General features: G+C 55.2%; 13 protein-coding genes and 2 pseudogenes. 5 read left to right on the forward strand and 10 right to left on the reverse strand.

Translation table 11 applies throughout. The annotated features are described in order from the left end of the window. Positions 1-77: 77 nt before the first annotated feature. The 6 genes from GZ1_RS05945 to GZ1_RS05970 all read right to left on the reverse strand — a co-directional run bounded on the left by GZ1_RS05945 (position 78) and on the right by GZ1_RS05970 (position 7,592). Positions 78-629: a cysteine hydrolase family protein gene (locus GZ1_RS05945; RefSeq protein WP_060788099.1), complete on the reverse strand. Its 552-nt coding sequence runs from the start codon at positions 627-629 to the stop codon at positions 78-80. Between the two features lie 166 nt (positions 630-795). Beyond that, entirely contained in the window at positions 796-1,545 is a 750-nt protein-coding gene (gene yidC / locus GZ1_RS05950) for a membrane protein insertase YidC (RefSeq protein WP_015374913.1), read from the reverse strand. Between the two features lie 42 nt (positions 1,546-1,587). Next, the gene (locus GZ1_RS05955) at positions 1,588-1,857 is read right to left on the reverse strand and encodes a hypothetical protein (protein WP_015374914.1); all 270 of its coding nucleotides are present in this window, start codon (positions 1,855-1,857) and stop codon (positions 1,588-1,590) included. Positions 1,858-1,938: 81 nt separating this feature from the next. After that, positions 1,939-6,096: a bacteriocin-processing peptidase family protein gene (locus GZ1_RS05960; RefSeq protein WP_060788100.1), complete on the reverse strand. Its 4,158-nt coding sequence runs from the start codon at positions 6,094-6,096 to the stop codon at positions 1,939-1,941. Between the two features lie 143 nt (positions 6,097-6,239). Continuing rightward, a complete protein-coding gene (locus GZ1_RS05965) occupies positions 6,240-6,992 on the reverse strand; it encodes an alpha/beta hydrolase (protein WP_015374916.1) in 753 nt (250 codons plus the stop codon). Positions 6,993-7,088: 96 nt separating this feature from the next. Then, positions 7,089-7,592 (reverse strand): metal-dependent hydrolase, encoded by a 504-nt coding sequence (locus GZ1_RS05970; RefSeq protein ID WP_015374917.1) that lies wholly within the window; start codon positions 7,590-7,592, stop codon positions 7,089-7,091. Positions 7,593-7,763: 171 nt separating this feature from the next. Here GZ1_RS05970 and GZ1_RS05975 point away from each other — a divergent pair. From GZ1_RS05975 to narI, 4 genes and pseudogenes are all read left to right on the forward strand, one after another. Beyond that, positions 7,764-11,447: pseudogene (locus tag GZ1_RS05975) on the forward strand (nitrate reductase subunit alpha); the annotation flags it as partial. Next, positions 11,440-12,909, forward strand: a complete 1,470-nt coding sequence (gene narH / locus GZ1_RS05980; RefSeq protein WP_060788102.1) for a nitrate reductase subunit beta — start codon at positions 11,440-11,442, stop codon at positions 12,907-12,909. The pseudogene GZ1_RS05975 and the gene narH, both read left to right, overlap by 8 nt. A gap of 52 nt (positions 12,910-12,961) precedes the next feature. Further along, positions 12,962-13,537 carry a nitrate reductase molybdenum cofactor assembly chaperone gene (gene narJ / locus GZ1_RS05985; RefSeq protein WP_060788103.1) on the forward strand — a complete coding sequence of 192 codons (576 nt, stop codon included), beginning with the start codon at positions 12,962-12,964 and terminating at the stop codon, positions 13,535-13,537. Further along, positions 13,513-14,217 (forward strand): respiratory nitrate reductase subunit gamma, encoded by a 705-nt coding sequence (gene narI, locus GZ1_RS05990; RefSeq protein ID WP_015374920.1) that lies wholly within the window; start codon positions 13,513-13,515, stop codon positions 14,215-14,217. Before narJ ends, narI begins: the two co-directional genes overlap by 25 nt. A 176-nt stretch (positions 14,218-14,393) precedes the next feature. On the opposite strand, the gene GZ1_RS05995 is transcribed toward narI, so the two are convergent. The 4 genes from GZ1_RS05995 to GZ1_RS06010 all read right to left on the reverse strand — a co-directional run bounded on the left by GZ1_RS05995 (position 14,394) and on the right by GZ1_RS06010 (position 18,870). Continuing rightward, the gene (locus GZ1_RS05995) at positions 14,394-14,924 is read right to left on the reverse strand and encodes a hemerythrin domain-containing protein (RefSeq protein WP_015374921.1); all 531 of its coding nucleotides are present in this window, start codon (positions 14,922-14,924) and stop codon (positions 14,394-14,396) included. 162 nt (positions 14,925-15,086) lie between these two features. Then, positions 15,087-15,890 carry a uroporphyrinogen-III synthase gene (locus GZ1_RS06000; protein ID WP_060788104.1) on the reverse strand — a complete coding sequence of 268 codons (804 nt, stop codon included), beginning with the start codon at positions 15,888-15,890 and terminating at the stop codon, positions 15,087-15,089. 208 nt (positions 15,891-16,098) lie between these two features. Beyond that, positions 16,099-16,344, reverse strand: a complete 246-nt coding sequence (locus GZ1_RS06005) for a hypothetical protein (protein WP_060788105.1) — start codon at positions 16,342-16,344, stop codon at positions 16,099-16,101. Positions 16,345-16,503: 159 nt separating this feature from the next. Beyond that, entirely contained in the window at positions 16,504-18,870 is a 2,367-nt protein-coding gene (locus tag GZ1_RS06010; RefSeq protein WP_060788106.1) for an immune inhibitor A domain-containing protein, read from the reverse strand. Positions 18,871-19,026: 156 nt separating this feature from the next. Here GZ1_RS06010 and GZ1_RS18830 point away from each other — a divergent pair. Continuing rightward, positions 19,027-19,152, forward strand: a pseudogene (locus GZ1_RS18830) (IS701 family transposase); the annotation flags it as partial.

Genomic DNA, 19,152 nt, shown 5'->3' on the forward strand with positions numbered 1-19,152 from the left:
TTGCTACCTCCAACACACGAATGACGGCGCCGCCGAATAAAACAATGTTCATCGTCTATTCTATCACGTTTTCTCCATTATTCCACTATTTCCGCGCCTAGCGTATGGCGAAAATGGCGGAGCGCCCATTCGTGTCCCGCCGCGTCGAAGCTCGCCACCGCCCGCCGGTGGACGACGATGCGAAATCCTTTGTTGTACGCATCGACCGCCGTATGAAGAACGCAAATATCGGTGCAGCAGCCGACCAAATGCACTTCCGTGATGCCTCTTTCGCGCAATTTCAGCTCCAAATCCGTTCCGGCGAACGCGCTGTAGCGCGTTTTGTCCATCCAATACACATTGTTTTTATGCTTGTTCCCCTGATACACCGCCTCGAGCTCCCCGTACAGCTTTCGCCCCTCCGTCCCTTCAATGTTATGCGACGGAAACAACTTCGTTTCCGGATGATAGTCGTCTCCCGCCACATGCTTGTCAATGGCAAAGACGACAAAATCACCGTTGTCAATAAACTGTTTCGTCACCCGCACGAGCTCTTTTTCAATCGCCTGCCCCGGTTTCCCGCATGTAAGCGCGCCATGATCGGCGATGAAATCGACGGTGTAGTCGATGTTAATAAGCGCTTTGTTCATTCCCGTTCACTCCTTTTCCTCTTCCTGCATGGTCGGGTTGCTGTTTTTTCATCCCGCCTACATCTTGTTGGGCTTTTCTACCATTATACCATAGCAATATGGACAGCAGACAAGACAACAAATCCCCTGCCTGCTTTGAAGCAGACAGGGGATTGTCGAAGTCGTTTTAGCTGTTTTCCGCCGCTTTGGCCGCTTTCATTTGAGCACGCAAAATGAGCGACTGGATGATCGAGAAGCAGCCGCCGACGACCCAATAGAGCGACAGCGCCGATGGAACGGAGCTGGCGCCGATAAAAATCATAACCGGCATGATGTACGACATCATCGCCATTTGCGGCATTTGTTCTTCAGCCATCGACGGCGACAGGCGGAGCGAGATGAACGTCGTCAACGCCGCTAAAACGGGCAAAATGAAATACGGATCGCGATGGCCGAGCTCGACCCATAAGAACGAATGCGTTTTAATTTCTTGCGTCCGCGAAATCGCGTAATACAGCGCCATAAAAATCGGCATTTGAATGAGCACCGGCAGGCAGCCGCTCGCCGGGTTGACGCCGTGCTTTTGATACAGCTGCATCATTTCTTGCTGGAGCTTGCGCTGCGTTTCCGGGTCTTTGCTTTTATATTTTTCTTGTAGCTTCATAAGCTCCGGGCGCAGTTTTTGCATGGCGATCGATGCGCGGAACTGCTTCAAAATGAGCGGCAGCAAGCAAAAGCGGACGATGAGCGTCAGCACGATAATGGCGATGCCGTAATTGTCGCCAAACCAGTGCCCAAGCGTCAAAAGAAGCTTCGACATTGGATAGACAAAATAATGGTTCCAAATGCCTTGGCTATGTTCGTCGATCGGTTCGTTGCGGTTGCAGCCGGCAAGAAGCAAAACGGCGCCAAGCAGCACCAATACCCATTTTTTCATGAAAAGCCCTCCTTCAATATCATGTTGCAAAATCATGCCGTTTCAACATAAAGGAAAGGGCCTTCCATCCTCATCCGTTCGGCTTGTCCGTTCCCGAACGGGAATTTTCCGCCGCTGCGGCAAAAACAGCGGGCGCCATGGAAGCGCCGCCCGTTCGGCGCCTCCCTCTGCTTCATGCTCGCGAACCGCGGCCAACGCCGGTTCATAAAACAGCGAACCTGCCATCCGGCGCGCGCTCGTATGTCCTTTCATGATGATCCATAGCGCGCCGACAAGCGACATATACACAAGCAAATCAATAGGCGCTTCCATGCGTCCACCTCCCTTTCGCCTGTCGATTGTTCTCTTTCCATACAATAGCAAACTTTCAACCGAAAGAAAAGCAACAATTGATCACATCCGCTCCAAGCGGTGAAATGCCGGCTCGTCGGCTGCCAAGACGGCCAGCTCCCCGCTTTCATCGGCCGCCAGCGCCGCCCGAAGCTCTTCTTTCGCCTCATCGAAGCGTCCAAGCAGCGCGAGATAGCGGGCTCGTTCGTAGCGAAGCCGGGCATCGTTGGCCATATGGACGCACCGCTCGATGGCCGCGAGCGCCTGATCGATGCGCCCCGCTTCTTCATAAACAGCCGCAAGCTGCATATGGAACTCTTCATCCTCAGGATACCAATCAGCATAGCGCTCCCAAAGCGCCGCCGCTTCTTGATAGCGGCCCGTTTCCATATAATGCTCGCCAAGCAACATGAGCGCCTCACGGGCGAGCGGTTCTTCCGCCACAATCTCCTCGAGCTGCCGCTCGGCTTTCTCGCGCTGTCCTTCTTGAAGCCAAACGACCGCCTGCAACACGCACAGGTCGACATCATCCGGGTCATCAGCCAGCAGCCGCTCCAGCCAGCGCTTCGCTTCCTCGCGTTTTCTTTCCTCATCGGCGGCCAATAAATATTCCACAAATTCTCGCGCCAAAGACGGATCCCAAACGCGGGCGAGCGCTTTGCGCCACGTTTTCACGGCATCGCTGTCCAATTCGAGCGCGGCATATAAGCGGGCGAGCCGCCTGTAGGCTTCCGCATCGCTACGGTTGAGGCGAATCGCTTCGTCGTAGAAATCGGTCACAATCGAAAACAAGACAACGGTGCCGACCCATTCTTTCGCTTTTGTCCACCATCGCACCGGTTCGTCATGCTCCCCCTGCTCCTCGCCAAAATACGGGAGAAGAGCCGAGGCGGTGTTCCGATACATGACGCTTTTCGCCTTGCGGCTTGCCTTCAGCCGCTCGAGTCGATGGCGCAGCTTCCCTAAGCCGCGCATCGTTTTCGGAAAGAGAGCCACATACAACGGGTACAACGATTCATCGTCCGGATGGCGCACCATCAACTGTTCGAGCAGTTTCGCCGCCTCTTTTTGGCTTCCTTCCGCGATCAGCACCATCGCCCAATGGCGGAGCACTTCAGGATGGTCCGGGTCAAGAGCAAGCGCCTTCTCGACGGCCGCCTTTTCTTGATCGCGCCGTCCGAGCGCTCCATAAACATATCCAAGGCTGTCGTAATACCACGCCTCCCCTGCATGCGGACGGGCATCAGCCAGCGCGCGGAGAAGCGCGGAAGGCTCCGCGATCGCGGCAAGCTGCTCCATATCGATGCGCTTCGGGGCCAAGCGCACCGCCTGAAGCAAATGCGCGTGCTGCCGCTCTTCGTTTTCTTCCGCCTCATAGAGTGAAGCTAAGCGAAAATGGCAAAGGACAAACGATGGATCGGCTTTGAGACAAGCCTCATACTGTTGTTTCGCCTCTTCGTGGCGTCCAAGCGAGGCGCACAGCTCTGCGAGCCGGAAGAGGGAAAGCGCATGGCCCATGGCGGCAGCTTCTCGGTAAAACGCCATGGCCTTCGACAGCCGGCCTCGCCGCTCATAAAGGACGCCGAGAGCGGAATGGGCCGAAGCGAGTGTCGGGCGAGCCGAGACAAGCTGCTCTAAAAACGCCCGGCCGCGTTCGAAAAGAGTCGGCGTTGTCAACAGCTCAAGATAAAACTCATACGCTTCTTCGGCATCAAACTCAGCAAGGCGCAGCCCTTCCTCCAACCACGACAGCGCCGTCTCGCGTCCTTCCCCCTCATCAGCGAAACCGTGGGCGATGAGCCATTTGCCTGCATTGAGCCAATATTCGCTGTTGGCGGCAAAACGGGCGCGCTGCTCGATCACATATCGACGCGCCTCATCCATATCCCCGCGCTCCGCAAGGGCGGCCGCCAAGCCAAGATGGGCGAACACGTCATCGCGGTCATGACGGATCGCCTCTTCGTAGCACGAAACCGCTTGTTCCGCCTCTCCTTCCTCCATATAGAGATCGCCAAGGCGGACGTAAAGCGGCGCCAAACGCCAAGCAACAGCCAGCCCCTCTTCCAGCACCGCTTTCGCTTTTTCCCGATCGCCGTCGTCATCATACAAGTCAGCCAACATCAAATACGGGTGCGGTTCCTGCGGGTCGAGCGCTTTCGCGACGCAAAAGCCGCGTTCCGCCTTGCGCCGGCGGCCAAGCTCCATGTCGCAGCGGGCCCGCTCATACCAAAGCTGGGCATCCCGCCGCTCGCGGCGCACAAGACGGTCAAACCATTCGCGCGCTTCGGCGAACCGCTTCGCGTGGAACAACAGCACACCGTGGTTCGTTTCGATAAACAAATCGCCCGGATACAGGCTGACCGCCACGCGCGAAGAGATGAGCCCTTTTTCGATATGACCGGCGTACGCCGAGGCGAGCCCGAAATAGCTCCACACTTCCGGCTGATCTGGGTCCAACTGGAGCGAGGTGCGAAAATAGCGGGCCGCCTCTTCGTAACGGCTGGCAAAAAAGGCAATGCGGCCGCGCAAATAATGGTAGAGCGGGCTTTGCGCCTTTCCTTTCACCCGTTTGAGAACGTCTTCGGCCTTCTCCATTTCTTGCGTGTAGACGTACGCTTTTGCCGCCATCAGCAGCAAGTCGTTATGTTCCGGATACTCGTTCAAGACTCGTTCCGTATACTCCAATACAAGCGGCTTCGCCTCGTCGCTGCCGAAATGCTTCATGACATACAGCCATGTGTACGGGATGTGCTCATGCTTGCGCAAAAAGGCGACAAACACGGCGAAATGCGCCTGCTCGTCCTCATCCATCTTTTCGGCCAACGCATGCAATTCGCGGAAATAGCGGTCTTCCTCTTCGGGGAGCTCGGCGGCGAGCGCCGCTTTTTCCCGGGGAAGCGCCACAATCGACAAATAATGCGTCCCTGCATACCATTTGGCAAGCTCGTCCTCGGAAACGACAAACGGATCAAATAGATTCGGGTCTTGCACGTACAACGCCCCAAGCCGCTCGTCATAGCCAAACAACACCTGCACGTGCGATGACTGTTCATAATCGACGCTTAACAGCACCGGAACGCCCTCATCAATCAGCCGCTTCCAACGAAGCGGCGAGCCGACGAAAAAGCGGCAAACAAAGCCAAGCTCTTCCAAATAATGAACCGTCGTCGACAACTTTGAGCCGCGCACATCAAAAATATGCCGAGCCACCTCATCTTGCGTCCGCGGAGCGCCAAGCAAACGAAGCATCATTTCCAGGCTCGCCGGCACGCAATAGTTATGCTTTTGCACGACCGGCACAAGCGGCAGCGCAACCGCCCGCTCCCCTTGCCGCCCAAGCGCGCGGGCGTACGGCGTTTTTTCAAGCTGCGGCTCCGCTTTCACAAGCGATTCAAGCTTCTCCCATTCGTCAAGCTGGTAATACAGTTCGGCGCGCAAATGGGCGAAATAACGGCGATGCATATGAAGCGGATTCAGGCGGTCAAGTTCCTCCATCGCCGCGAGCGCCTCGCGGTAGGCACGCACATCGCGCAAGCGGCGCACGCGCTCAGCGTAAAACGCCAGCACTTGCGGAAAACGTTGCCCTCCTTCCTCCAGAACGGCAAGCGCCTCGCGGTGGCGGCCATCGAGCGCATACAAATCGGCAAGAAGCAAATAGCACATATCGCCGCGCTCCGAGTCGTCGAGACCGGCGCGAATCGCCTGTTCCGCGTTTTTCCGGTCGCCGGTTTCGATATAAAAATAGCCCCATTTGTCATGCATCGGCACCGTCTCATAGCGGGCAACCACATCCATCCATTCCCGCGCCTCCTCGATCCGCTGCATATCCAATAAAGCGCGCACCAACGCAAACGCCGCCCGGGCGATCGCTTCCCTCGGCTCCTCCACCCGGCCTTCGAGCGCTTCTGTAAGACGCGGGGTGAGCGCCTCTTCCACATCGAGCGGCCGGCGGTTCTCGAGCCACTCATCGCACACCCAAGCGAGCGTCTGCAGCGTGTTGAACTTCCGATGGGCGTACCGGGCGACAAGCCCGCTATGCCGGTACATGAGCGCGTAATCGAACAGGCGGATGAGCGTCCGAAACGGTTCGATCTCGTCCCACGAAGCCATGAGCGGCCGCCACTCGAATAATCCTACGTTTTCCAAATACGGTTTTACTTTGTTTAGAGCCTCTATTATTCTCTTTTCTTGAATAAGCAACGAAATTTGTTCCATCATCATGCAACTGAAAGCTCCTTTATCATTTTCACTATCATTAGTTTAGAACAAGCCGTCGAAAACAGCCACCTATTTTTTTAGAAAAATAACGACAACAAAAATTGCCCTGCCCTGTTTTGACAGGACAAGGCTCAGAACAGACGCACTCAATCCGCATGCTTAGCGAAAAATTCCAGCGATCGTTCGATAATCGTCGTTTGGTCGTAATCAAGTGTCGCAACATGATAGCTGTTTTTCAGCCGAACGATCTCTTTGTCTGACGAGTGGACGCCGCGAAAAATGATGTCCGCGTTCTCAGGCGGCACGACATGGTCTTCGTTCGAGACGAAAATTAAAATCGGGCATGTCACACGTTCCAGTTCGCCTTTCACTTGCTCCATCAGCCTAGCCAGCTGAAGAAGCGAAGCCGTCGGCGTTTTCTCGTACGCCAGCTCTTTCACATCCGGATTTTTCAAATCCGAACCGATCGAATCCAGATACCTCGGCAGCTCACCCCCGGCCGCCATCCCAGCGCGAATGGCCGGAATGTCAATCGCCGCATTGATCAAGACGATGCCGCGGATGGACGGGTAACGTTCCGCCATATAAAGCGTCAGCGTCCCACCCATGGACAGACCGGTGACAAAAATGGTTTGGCATCGTTTTTTCAGCCATTCATATCCTTCTTCGACCGAGGCGATCCAGTCGTGGAACGTCGTCCGCTCCATGTCTTCATAATGCGTTCCGTGCCCTTTTAAGCGCGGCAGGCAGACCGTGTAGCCGGCTTTCGCATACGCCTCAGCGAGCGGGCGCATGCTGTGGGGCGTGCCGGTGAACCCGTGCACGAGCAGCACCCCGGCCGGCCCGTTTTCGGCATAAAACGGCTCGGCGCCAGGGAGCACCGGGTATTGTTCGCTCATCTTCCTCTCCCCCTTATCTAGTCAATTCGTTTCTTTCACCATATTCGCCGCCGCGCCTCTTTTTTCCTTTTTTTTATCTTTTTTTATCGGGCGCCGTTACCACATCGACAACCATGACCGCCACCATTCGTGAAACAAGCCGTTGAATCCAAAATAAACGAACCCGATCCAAGCAACGCCAACTAATGCTTTTTCCACCCCTTTTCCCGTCCGATAGAGCGGCACTTTCCACCGCTTGGACGAAAATGGCCAAAACAGCGGCACTCCCTGGACGGAAAAAAAATCTTCCACAATGTGAAACAAGTAGCCGAGCACAAGCCCTGCGGCAAACGGCGACGCCGAATCTCGCCAGACGAGGGCGGCAAGCACCCCCCAGACGATGAGCGAATGCGTCATGCCGCGATGGCCGAACGCTTCTTTCACTTTGCCGGCGACGCCGAACGAACGGCGGCCGACGTATGACGACGGCTCGTCAATATCAGGAAGAAGGCTGCCGATGACAAGCCCCGCCGTATAGGCGGCGGTAAACGGCAGCTTTGTATGCGCGGCCGCCGCCGCGCCGAGGCATAATGTGGCAATGACATGGCTGGAGTATCGCAACGAAATCCCCTCAAACTTTTATCGTTTTCCCCATTATACCACAGAAAAGAATATTTGTTCGTTTCTTTGACGAATTTGTGACAATGCCGCGAAGTGTGACAAAGTTAACATCGTGTTATTGGCATCATGGTTATTGTTAAAAGTACAGAACGCGTAAAGGAGTTGAACAAAATGAAACGAAAACGATCCCCGCTTGCCAACCGTTTCAAATATATTCGGCCGATTGAGCGCCAAGCCGACGGCCACAGTGAAACAACTTACGGCGACCGCGCCTGGGAAGACGCCTACCGCCGCCGCTGGCAGCACGACAAAGTCGTCCGCTCGACTCACGGCGTCAACTGCACAGGATCGTGCAGCTGGAACATTTATGTCAAAAACGGCATCGTCACGTGGGAAGGGCAGCAGCTTGACTACCCGTCAACCGGGCCGGATATGCCGGATTTTGAACCGCGCGGCTGTCCGCGCGGCGCGAGCTTCTCATGGTACATGTACAGCCCGTTGCGCGTCAAATACCCGTACGTGCGCGGCGTTTTGCTTGACATGTGGCGCGAGGCGCTCGCGGCTCATCCGAACAATCCGCTTGAAGCGTGGAAAAGCATCGTCGAAGACCGCGAAAAAGCAAAACGCTACAAACAGGCGCGCGGAAAAGGCGGGTTTGTCCGCGTCAGCTGGGACGAAGCGTTGACGCTTGTCGCCGCTTCCTTATTGTATACGGTTGTGAAATACGGACCGGACCGCAACATCGGCTTCTCGCCGATTCCGGCGATGTCGATGGTCAGCCATGCCGCCGGATCGCGCTTCATGCAGTTGATGGGCGGGCCGATGTTAAGCTTTTACGACTGGTACGCCGACTTGCCGCCAGCCTCGCCGCAAATTTGGGGCGACCAAACGGACGTGCCGGAGTCAAGCGACTGGTACAACGCCGGCTACATCATCACCTGGGGCTCGAACGTCCCGCTCACCCGGACTCCGGACGCTCACTTTTTAGCCGAAGTGCGCTACCGCGGCACGAAAGTCGTCTCCGTCAGCCCGGATTACGCCGAGTCGACAAAATTCGCCGACGATTGGCTGTCGGTGAAACAAGGAATGGACGGCGCCTTGGCGATGGCGATGGGACATGTTATTTTAAACGAATATTATGTCAAACGGACCGTCCCGTATTTTGAACAATATGCGAAAACGTATACCGATTTTCCATTTGTCGTCACTTTAAAACAAGAGGGAGACACATGGACGGCCGGCCGCTTCTTGTTGGCGAAAGACCTTGGCAAACAAACGAACAATGCCGAATGGAAGCCGGTCATCTATGATGAAAACACCGACTCGTTTGTCGTGCCGAATGGAACGATCGGCGCCCGCTGGGAGGATAAGGGGAAATGGAACTTGCGCCTCGTCGACGAGGAAACGGGGCAGCCCATTGAACCGCGCCTGTCGTTTTTAGGCAGCGAAGATGGAATCTTCCCGATTCAGTTGCCATATTTCACGGATGACGGTGGAAAAACAATCGAGCGTGCTGTGCCGGTGAAAAAAGTGCACACCGAAGCGGGCGACGTGTATGTCACGACCGTCTATGACTTGGTTTTGGCCAACTACGGCATTGACCGCGGCATCGGCGGCACAGTCGCCCGCTCGTACGACGACGAGGTGCCGTTCACGCCAGCATGGCAAGAAGCGATCACCGGTGTCAAGCGGGATCTCGTCGTCAAAATCGCCCGCGAGTTTGCCGACAACGCGATCGACACAAACGGCCGGTCCATGATCATCGTCGGCGCCGGGATCAACCATTGGTTCAACTCCGATACGATTTACCGCGCCGTCTTGAACCTTGTCTTGTTCGTCGGCGCCCAAGGGGTGAATGGCGGCGGCTGGGCGCATTACGTCGGGCAAGAAAAACTGCGCCCAGCGGAAGGATGGCAGACAATCGCCATGGCGCGCGACTGGGTCGGACCGGCGAAATTGCAAAACGGCACGTCGTTCTTTTACTTTGCGACCGATCAATGGCGCTATGAAGAGCGGCCGGTCGACGAACTCGTCTCGCCTCTGGCCAAAAAAGCGCGCTACTTGCATCCTGGCGATTACAACGTCTTGGCCGCGCGGCTCGGCTGGCTGCCGTCGTACCCGACATTTAACAAAAACGGCATCGAGCTGTATAACGAAGCAGTAAGCCATGGAGCCCGCACGCCGGAAGAAATCGGCGCCTATGTCGCGAAACAGCTGAAAGAGAAAAAGCTGCAGTTTGCCATTGAAGACCCGGACGATGAGGCCAACTTCCCGCGCAACTTGATCGTCTGGCGCGCCAACTTAATTTCAAGCTCCGGCAAAGGGCACGAATATTTCTTAAAACATTTGCTTGGCACGACGAACGGCTTGTTAAACGATGACCGAGACAGCCTGCGCCCGGAAGAAATCCGCTGGCGCGACGAAGCGCCGGAAGGCAAGCTCGACTTGCTCGTCAACCTAGACTTCCGCATGGCGGGAACGGCTCTTTACTCCGATGTCGTCCTGCCGGCGGCGACCTGGTATGAAAAACATGACTTAAGCAGCACCGATATGCACCCGTTCGTCCACCCATTCAACCCGGCGGTGCCCCCGCTCTGGGAAGCGCGCTCGGACTGGGACATTTTCAAATCGCTCGCGAAAGCGGTATCCGATGTCGCGAAACAAGCCGGCTTGAAGCCAATGAAAGAAGTCGTCGCCACTCCGCTGTTGCACGATACGGCGCAAGAGCTGGCGCAGCCGTTCGGTGAAGTGAAAGACTGGAGCAAAGGCGAAACCGAACCGATTCCGGGCAAAACGATGCCGAACATTCATGTCATCGAGCGCGACTATACGCTCATTTACGATCAAATGACCGCCCTGGGTCCGAACGTCGCCCGCCAGCCGATCGGCACAAAAGGGATTGCCTGGTCGGCGAAAGACGAGTACGAACAGCTGAAACGCCGGCTTGGCACTGTCCGGCGCGCCTCGGTCGCCGATGGCTGCCCGGATATCAGCGAAGCGAAAAAAGCGGCGGAAGCGATTTTGACGCTGTCATCGACTACAAACGGAAAAATGGCGGTCAAAGCGTGGGAGGCGCTTGAGAAAAAGACGGATTTGAAATTGGCCGATTTAGCGAAAGAACGCGAGGAAGAATGCTTTACGTTTGAACAAATCACCGCCCAGCCGAAAACGGTCATCACCTCGCCGGCGTTCAGCGGCTCGGAAAAAGGCGGGCGGCGCTACTCGCCGTTTACGACGAACGTCGAACGGCTCATCCCGTGGCGGACGTTGACCGGCCGGCAGTCGTTTTACATCGATCATGAACTGATGCACGAGTTCGGCGAAACGATGGCGACGTTCAAGCCGGTGTTGCCGCACCGTCCGTTTTCAAACAAACGCCCGAAAGAAAACGGAAAGGAAGTCATCTTGAACTATTTGACGCCGCATAACAAATGGTCGATCCACAGCATGTATTTCGACTCCTTGCCGATGTTGACGCTTTTCCGCGGCGGGCCGACCGTGTGGATGAACAAAGATGATGCGGCCGAAGCCGGCATCAACGACAACGACTGGATCGAATGTTTCAACGAAAACGGCGTCGTCGTCGCCCGCGCCGTCGTCTCCCACCGGCTGCCGCGCGGCATGGCGTTTATGCACCACGCGCAAGACCGCCATATTAACGTGCCGGGCACGAAGCTGACAAACAACCGCGGCGGCACACACAACAGCCCGACGCGCATCCACGTAAAGCCGACGCATATGATCGGCGGATATGCACAGTTAAGCTACGGATTCAACTATTACGGACCGACGGGCAACCAACGCGACCTGTACGTCGTCATCCGCAAACTCGAGGAGGTTGATTGGCTTGAAGATGAAAGCGCAAGTCGGCATGGTGATGAATTTGGACAAATGCATCGGCTGCCATACGTGCAGCGTCACGTGCAAAAACACATGGACGAACCGCCCCGGCGCTGAATACATGTACTTTAACAACGTTGAAACGAAACCCGGAATCGGCTATCCGAAACAATGGGAAAACCAAGAGAAGTATAGAGGCGGCTGGGAGTTGAAAAACGGCGAACTGCGGCTCAAATCCGGCTCGAAAGCGATGAGGCTCGTCAACTTGTTCTACAATCCGTACCAGCCTACGATCGACGATTACTACGAACCGTGGAATTACGACTATGAAACGTTGACGAACAGCCCGTCAAAACAATACCAGCCAGTGGCGCGGCCGAAATCCAGCATCACCGGCGAATGGATGGAGCTGTCATGGGGGCCGAACTGGGAAGACGACCTGGCCGGCGCCCACGTCACAGGGTTGCGCGACCCGAACGTCGTCAAAATGGAGCAGTCCATTCAGGCAGAATTCGAGAACGTCTTTATGATGTACTTGCCGCGCATTTGCGAGCATTGCCTCAATCCGTCATGCGTCTCAAGCTGCCCGTCAGGCGCCATGTACAAACGCGACGAGGACGGCATCGTTCTCGTCGACCAAAACGCCTGCCGCGCTTGGCGGTATTGCGTCACAAGCTGCCCGTACAAAAAAGTGTATTTCAACTGGCAAACGAACAAAGCGGAAAAATGCACGCTCTGCTTCCCGCGCATCGAAGCCGGCATGCCGACGATTTGTTCGGAAACGTGCGTCGGCCGCATTCGCTACATCGGCGTCATACTGTATGATGCGGATAAAGTCAAAGAAGCAGCGAGCGTCGAAGATGAGAAACAGCTGTACCACGCCCAGCTTGATATTTTCCTTGATCCAAACGATCCAGCCGTCGCCGCCGCCGCGAAAGAAGCCGGCATTCCGGACGAATGGATCACCGCCGCGCAGCGCTCGCCGATTTACAAAATGATCGTCGACTGGAAAATCGCCTTGCCGCTCCATCCGGAATACCGGACACTGCCGATGGTATGGTACATTCCGCCGCTTAGCCCAATCATCAATACAATCGAAGGAAAAGGAAGCAGCGCCAGCGCCAATGACATTTTCCCCGCGATTGACAACATGCGCATTCCGATCGAGTATTTGGCGAATTTGCTGACGGCGGGCGATACGGCGCACATCCGCACGACATTGAAAAAAATGGCGGCCATGCGCTCATACATGCGGGCGAAACAAACGAACAAACAGCCGGACATCCGCCTCGTCGAATCGCTCGGCCTAAGCCGCGAAGACATCGAAGAGATGTACCGCCTGCTCGCGATCGCCAAATACGAAGACCGGTTCGTCATTCCAGCATCGCACCGCGAAGAAGTCGCTGACTTGTACGCGGAACAAGGCAGCTGCGGGCTGGCGTTCGCCGGCGGCCCGGGCGCCTGCGGCACGCTGTAAAGGGAGAAGGCGGGGCTCCCGCCCCCTTCAACAATGAAATGGAGGATTTACGATGAACAGCGAACAACAGCAAACGGTCTTTTTGTGTGTATCGTATTTGTTGTCTTACCCGGACGAACAGTGGGCCCAATCGCTTCCTGACTGCCTAGACGCCATCCGCTCGCTTGACGATGAGGCCGTTCGCGCACCGCTTTTGGCGTTTGCCGAACAAATCAACTTCATCCCAGCCCGTCAGCGGATGGAGCAGTATGTCGAAACATTCGATTTCGGCAAAAAAACAAATTTGTACTTGACGTATATGACAAACGGCGAGCAGCGGGAGCGCGGAATCGAACTCGTCGCCTTAAAAGCGCGCTACGAAGCGGCCGGATTCGCCGTCTCCGATCACGAGCTGCCCGACTACTTGCCGCTCATGCTTGAATGGATGGCCTATGCAGATCAAGAGCATACGACCGCCTTGCTCGCCGATTATGCCGGCCATATCCGCGAAATCGGCGACCGGCTGGCAGCGGCAGGCAGCCCGTATGCACAGCTGTTTGACGCGCTCAATCACACATTCACTCAACTCGGCGTGACGCCGCTCCCGAAAGGAGGTGCAACGGCATGGCCAGCCAATTTCTCTGGGTGATTGTTCCGTATTTGGCGCTTGTCCTATTTGTCGCCGGCCATATTTGGCGCTACCAGCGCGACCAGTTTGGCTGGACATCAAAATCAAGCGAACTGCTCGAAAAACGGCAGTTGCGCCTTGGAAGCCTTCTGTTCCACTGGGGCATTTTGTTCGTGTTTGTCGGCCACGTGATGGGCATTCTCATTCCCGAGCCGTTTTACGAAGCGCTTGGCGTGACAGAAGAGATGTACCACGCCCTCGCCTTGGCAGGCGGCATTCCGGCCGGCTTGGCGGCGCTCGCTGGTTTCGTGATCCTTTTTCGCCGCCGCTTGACGGTCAAGCGCGTACGGGTGACAAGCAGCACCGGCGACTGGGTCGCGCTCGGATTTTTGCTTGTCGTGATCACCAGCGGGTTATCATCGACATTGCTGAACGTCAACTCACATGGCTTTGACTACCGAACGACGATCGGTCCATGGTTCCGCGGCCTTCTCACATTCCGCCCGGACCCGGTTTATATGGAAACGGTCCCGCTTTGGTTCAAAATCCATATTCTCGCCGCGTTTGGCTTGTTCGCCGTCTGGCCGTTCACCCGCCTCGTTCACGTATTCAGCTTTCCGCTCCGCTACTTGCAGCGCAGCTACGTCGTCTACCGAAAGCGGATGCCCAAATCCGTCGACTCGCTTGACCGCGCCCAGTAAGCGGATGTCAGGCAGCATAAAGTCCCCAACCAAGACCGTTATCACGAAAAACGGGATGCCGTTCATCCGCCTCCCGTCCCTCTCCGTCACGGACCGGCGCCAACCCGACTCATCCGCGTGCCATGAAGAAAACGGGATGCTCCATACAAAGAAGCGTCCCGTTTTCCATTCCATCGTCACTCGTTCATGCGTGCAAACAGCTCCTCTTTCTCCCCGTCCGACAACAGCCGCTCGGCCATCGGGAAGAGCACGTTTTCTTCTTTCATGAAATGCTCATCCAAAATATGATGCGCCTCAACCACCGCGCCGGCGAGCGTTAACGCCTGTTCGCGGTCCACCGTTTCCGGCAAATGGGCGGTTTTTTCCAAAAACATCGAAAGACGCGCTTTCGCCTGTTCATGTTCGTATTCCATGACGGCGATGGGGCCGGTCGTCCGCCCGATGTACTTGGCCATCATCGGGAACAATACGCCTTCTTCCCGCTCCGAATGAGGATCTAAAACGGCGACGAACGATTCGACTTTTTCCCTCAAATCGGCGAGCGGCCCACGCCAGTTGCGGTCATCCGCCCCTTGGCCGATCGCTTCCGCTGCGGCGAGCACCTGCTCCATTTGGGCGCGCAACGGGCCGTGCTCTTGTTTTAATTGCGCCAAGCCAGCGCATAGTTTCACCCCTTCAGGGCCTCCCATATGGCAAAATGAATGCATCATCGATTCCTCCATTTTCATGATAAACGAAAAATGGTTGGAAAACTGTTACAAAAAAATAAACAGTTTCAATTTTTTATTAAACAGGGTAATATAACACGTTAAAATAAAGGGTTTTTTTATATAATAGGATAAACAATTTATATAAAACAAAAAAGCCCCCTAAAGGGCTTGGGCATCAAAATACCGAGCGAGCGTCACGATCATCGCTCCCATCCGCTCATGTTCCGGGGCGATGACGCGATCGACTCCCTCTTCTTCCAATGCTTCTTTTGTCACTTTGCCAACGGCGCAGGCCACGACATCGGTGCGAAACGCGTCAAGCAGCGGTGCGATCTCTTTTTTCTCGCGGGCGAACGAAAAGAAAAAGCGGACTTGCATCGCCGATGTAAAACAGACGGCATCGACCTCACAACCGACAACTTCATTGTATAGCGTCTCAAGCGTCTTCTCATCCGGAGCGACATGCCGGTATGGAAGTAGTTCCGTATAGGACGCGCCACGCTCAAGGAAAAATTGCCGAAGCCTTGGCGCAGTGTCGCCATACAGCTGTACAACAACGTTTTTTTCCGCAAAGTCGTGCCCATAAAGAGCAGCAATCAACCCTTTCGTCGTCCCGTCCTCGCTTACTGCCACCGGAGTGACGCCGATTTGTTTCAACGCTGCCACCGTTTTATAGCCGCGGGCAGCCACGTTCGCTTCCTTGATCGTTCGATGCCATTGGGCAGCCATTCCCTCCCGGTCGGCCGCTTCCAACAGCGCCTCAAAGCCGATTCCCGTCGTAAATACGATCCAGTCCGGCCGCATGGCGATGACGGTTCGCATTTCCTCTCCCAGTTCGCTTCCCTTTGAAAAGAAGGTCCCTTGCGCCGGACGAATGATGGCCGTTCCTCCTTGCTTTTCAATAAGCGTTGTCATTTCGTCCAGTTTGCGTGACGCGCACAAGGCAATCCGTTTGCCATGCATGTCCCTTCCCCCTTATGGTCAGTCGTTCGTCCTTTCCATTCTAAAAGATGGTCTTTGCCTATGCAACAAAAACCATTCCGCTCCCTGGCACATCGCAACGCGAATGCCGCCTTCATTGGGTATAGCGCCCAGCGCAACAGAACAGACCGCAGGCAGAAACAGCCGACCACCATCAAAAAACACGCGCCCAAAGACGCGTGCCCTCCGTTCAACGAGTATGTACCATGACCTCTTCTCCCCGACGGTCAAAGGAACCGATGATGCGCGTCGGCTCGACGGAAATGATCCGGTCCAACGGAATATTCATCAGCCGCATTTGACGGTTGTAAACGAACAATTTGCGGGTGTCCTGATACAGCTTAACCGGCAGCACGACCACTTCCCCTTGATAGGTTTTTACACGCACCGGCTGCTTCTCGGCAATCCACGCCGACAGCTGTTCATACCATTCCATTCTGTTTGTTCCCCCTTCTCATCCAATCCTACTTATGATTATAAACGGAAAAAGCGGAAAAAAGGGGGAAAGAAAAATCAACAAATTCGACGAAGGGATGACAAACCGTGTCGACAAATGCTCGGCGCACGGAAATGTTCCGTGCGCCTTTGGAGGTTGTCAGCGGTAGATCAACACGCGCGCTGCCGTGCGGTCAGCGCTTTCACCGATGACGCGGATTTTTAGGCCATAGTTGGGCACGTTCCGGCCGGCGTCAACGGCCCCTTTATTGTCATACGACCGGCTGTCGTCAAACACCGGCGTCGGCGATGTATCGTTGTCGATCAGCTGTGAGCCATTGATCGCCACGCGGAATGAGGCTCCTTTTTGCAGGCTGAACGCCGCATCGTGCACTTGATAGCGAGTCGACGCTGTCGTGTTGCCCGACCATTTCAATGTATGCTGGTCGGCATCCACAACGCCAAGAAACCCTTCGCCCGGATGGACGCCCGTCCAGTTGTTGTCATAGCCTTCATCTACATACCAGACGACAAGACCTGGATCGTACGAAAGGAGCCGGCCGCCGCGCAAAATATGGGCGAGCCCTTCATCGACGCCGCGGTGGTTGCGCCATTCAAGCAAATAGTAATGATCCGAGTATCGCTTACCATTACTCTTTTCAAAGCCGGTCATCACAAAGGAGCTGTCCCCTTCGGCGCCGTCGGCAAGCACAGCTGCGCCATCTGCCGTCACTTGAATGTTGTCAACATACCACCCAGCTTCCGACACCGCTACATCAGTGATGTAATGGAAGCGAAGGTCAATCGTTTGTCCTGCATAGGCCGACAAGTCAAATTCCGCCTTCACCCAGCCGTTTGACGTACCGGTAATGCCGTTGCCCGGGTTTTGCCCGTACGGATTGTTGGTCGTCGTAATGTTTCCTTGAATTGTTGTCCATTCGTTGCTGCCATGCGGTTTTACTTCTACCGCCCCATAATCCCAGTCTTTCTCAATCGCATACCATGTATCAAAAGCCAGCGTCGCCTTGGACGCTCCCGTCAAATCGATCGTCGTTGACATCGTATGATCTAAGTTGTTTCCACTGCCGGAGAAATATGCATACGCACCGCTTGGCGGAATAGTGACGACCGTCTCTTTTTTCGGCAAATTGATGCGCACGGCATCGTTGTTCGTCCCTTTCGTGCTCGCTTCATCGAGCACGACTTCAACACCGTTTTGCGTCACTTCGTTCCACTCAACGGTCGTTCCGCTCAGCCAGTTGCTGCCGGGCATTGTCGACTGCAAAAACTGTTTCGCCCAGGCGCTGAAGCCGGTCGGCTCGGTGCCCGGAATGCGTCCCGCCCAACTTCCGCTTGACATAATCGACCAATAGGCAACTGGCTCGCCTAAACCGGAGTAAATCGTATCGTATTCATCCGGCAACCCTAAATCGTGGCCGTATTCGTGAGCAAACACCCCCGCCGCCCCGTCAGCCGGTTCAATCGTATAATCGTAAGCCGCCAGTTGACCGCGCCAATACGGCACATCCGTCGTCGTATTCGGAATGCGGTACACCGATCCTAAATTCCAGCGGTGCGACCAAATGGCATCGCCGCCGAGCGAACCGCCGCCCGATTCTTCTCCGACGCTGGAGTGAATGATCATTAAATGGTCAATCAAACCGTCCGGTTCGCGATAATTGCCGTCGCCATCCAAATCATACCGATCCTCTTGGTCAAACTCACGCAAATCAATGGTCGGGTCCTGGGCGGCTGCCGCCAGCGCTTCGCGCACAAGCGCCCGTGGATTGGCGTCATTGCCATCCGGCGCCGGTACATTTCCGCCATAGTATTTAGCCGGATACTTCGCCTGATACCAGCCTGCCACTTTTCCTTCAATGGAATAGCTGCCGCCTGATTGCTCTTCATAATATTTTTTTACTGAGATAAGCTTCTCGCCATTCGGCCCATCGTAATAGCCGTCATCGCCGCCGAAAATCATATCTTCATAATGTTCGCGTGTATAATCTTTATAATACATATCCGTTTCAGTTGGCTGAATGTTGTTATGCGGAAAGTCCGGATATTCGATGAGCAAAACGAGTACACGGTCGACCCGCTTGCCGCCGTTCCATGGCTCCGGCTTGACGGATGGCACGGAAGCCGTTTTCGATTGTCCGAGCTTTTTCCCTTTCCCGTTCAGCACGCCATTTGTCTGCTGTCCGTCCTGCATCGCCTCGGCGCGCTTTGCCTCTTTATCGTATAATTCTCCTTTTCCTCGCGGCATATGAATCGCCTTTTGCCGCAAATAGTCGCGCACTGCTTGTTCCACCTCAGCAGGAGTCGCATCAGCGCGAAGCTTTCCGCTCCGTTTCAACATTTCCGCCAGCTTTTCCTCATTGGCAATCGCAAAATCGACCGGTCCCCCTTGCTTCACAGCCGGAATGCCGGGGGCGTTAGCCGCTTTCGGCGCTTCCGCCGGAGATGCCCACAGCCCGATGCCGAGCGACAGCGCGGCAACGAGTGAAGTGATCGAACGCTTAGACAGAAAAACCCCTCCTTCACTATGATAGAATATATATACAACTGTAGATGAGCAAATTCACTGACATAAATTGACAACTAAACAAAAAAGGAGACATGAACCCGATTCCTTGGTTAGAATAGATGTACCACCAACTATCCACAAGGAGGTTCATGTCTCATGAATAAATTAGCACATCACCAAGGAATCCACAAGTTTTTCTTCACGCTGGGGTTGACGCTGCAGCTTTCCAAACCGGTCATCAAGCATCTCATTCATATTGTCGATGCCTTGACCACCAAGGGA

Origin of the sequence: Geobacillus zalihae NBRC 101842, from assembly GCF_001544135.1 — a bacterium.
GTDB classification, from domain to species: domain Bacteria; phylum Bacillota; class Bacilli; order Bacillales; family Anoxybacillaceae; genus Geobacillus; species Geobacillus zalihae.

Excerpts from the sequence above, each read along its gene's own strand:
- GZ1_RS05945 (WP_060788099.1), bottom strand. The coding sequence starts at position 629 with ATGAACAAAGCGCTTATTAACATCGACTACACCGTCGATTTCATCGCC.
- GZ1_RS05965 (WP_015374916.1), bottom strand. The coding sequence starts at position 6,992 with ATGAGCGAACAATACCCGGTGCTCCCTGGCGCCGAGCCGTTTTATGCC.
- yidC (WP_015374913.1), bottom strand. The coding sequence starts at position 1,545 with ATGAAAAAATGGGTATTGGTGCTGCTTGGCGCCGTTTTGCTTCTTGCC.
- GZ1_RS06000 (WP_060788104.1), bottom strand. The coding sequence starts at position 15,890 with ATGCATGGCAAACGGATTGCCTTGTGCGCGTCACGCAAACTGGACGAA.
- GZ1_RS06005 (WP_060788105.1), bottom strand. The coding sequence starts at position 16,344 with ATGGAATGGTATGAACAGCTGTCGGCGTGGATTGCCGAGAAGCAGCCG.
- GZ1_RS05955 (WP_015374914.1), bottom strand. The coding sequence starts at position 1,857 with ATGGAAGCGCCTATTGATTTGCTTGTGTATATGTCGCTTGTCGGCGCG.
- narJ (WP_060788103.1), top strand. The coding sequence starts at position 12,962 with ATGAACAGCGAACAACAGCAAACGGTCTTTTTGTGTGTATCGTATTTG.
- narI (WP_015374920.1), top strand. The coding sequence starts at position 13,513 with ATGGCCAGCCAATTTCTCTGGGTGATTGTTCCGTATTTGGCGCTTGTC.
- GZ1_RS05960 (WP_060788100.1), bottom strand. The coding sequence starts at position 6,096 with ATGATGATGGAACAAATTTCGTTGCTTATTCAAGAAAAGAGAATAATA.
- GZ1_RS05995 (WP_015374921.1), bottom strand. The coding sequence starts at position 14,924 with ATGCATTCATTTTGCCATATGGGAGGCCCTGAAGGGGTGAAACTATGC.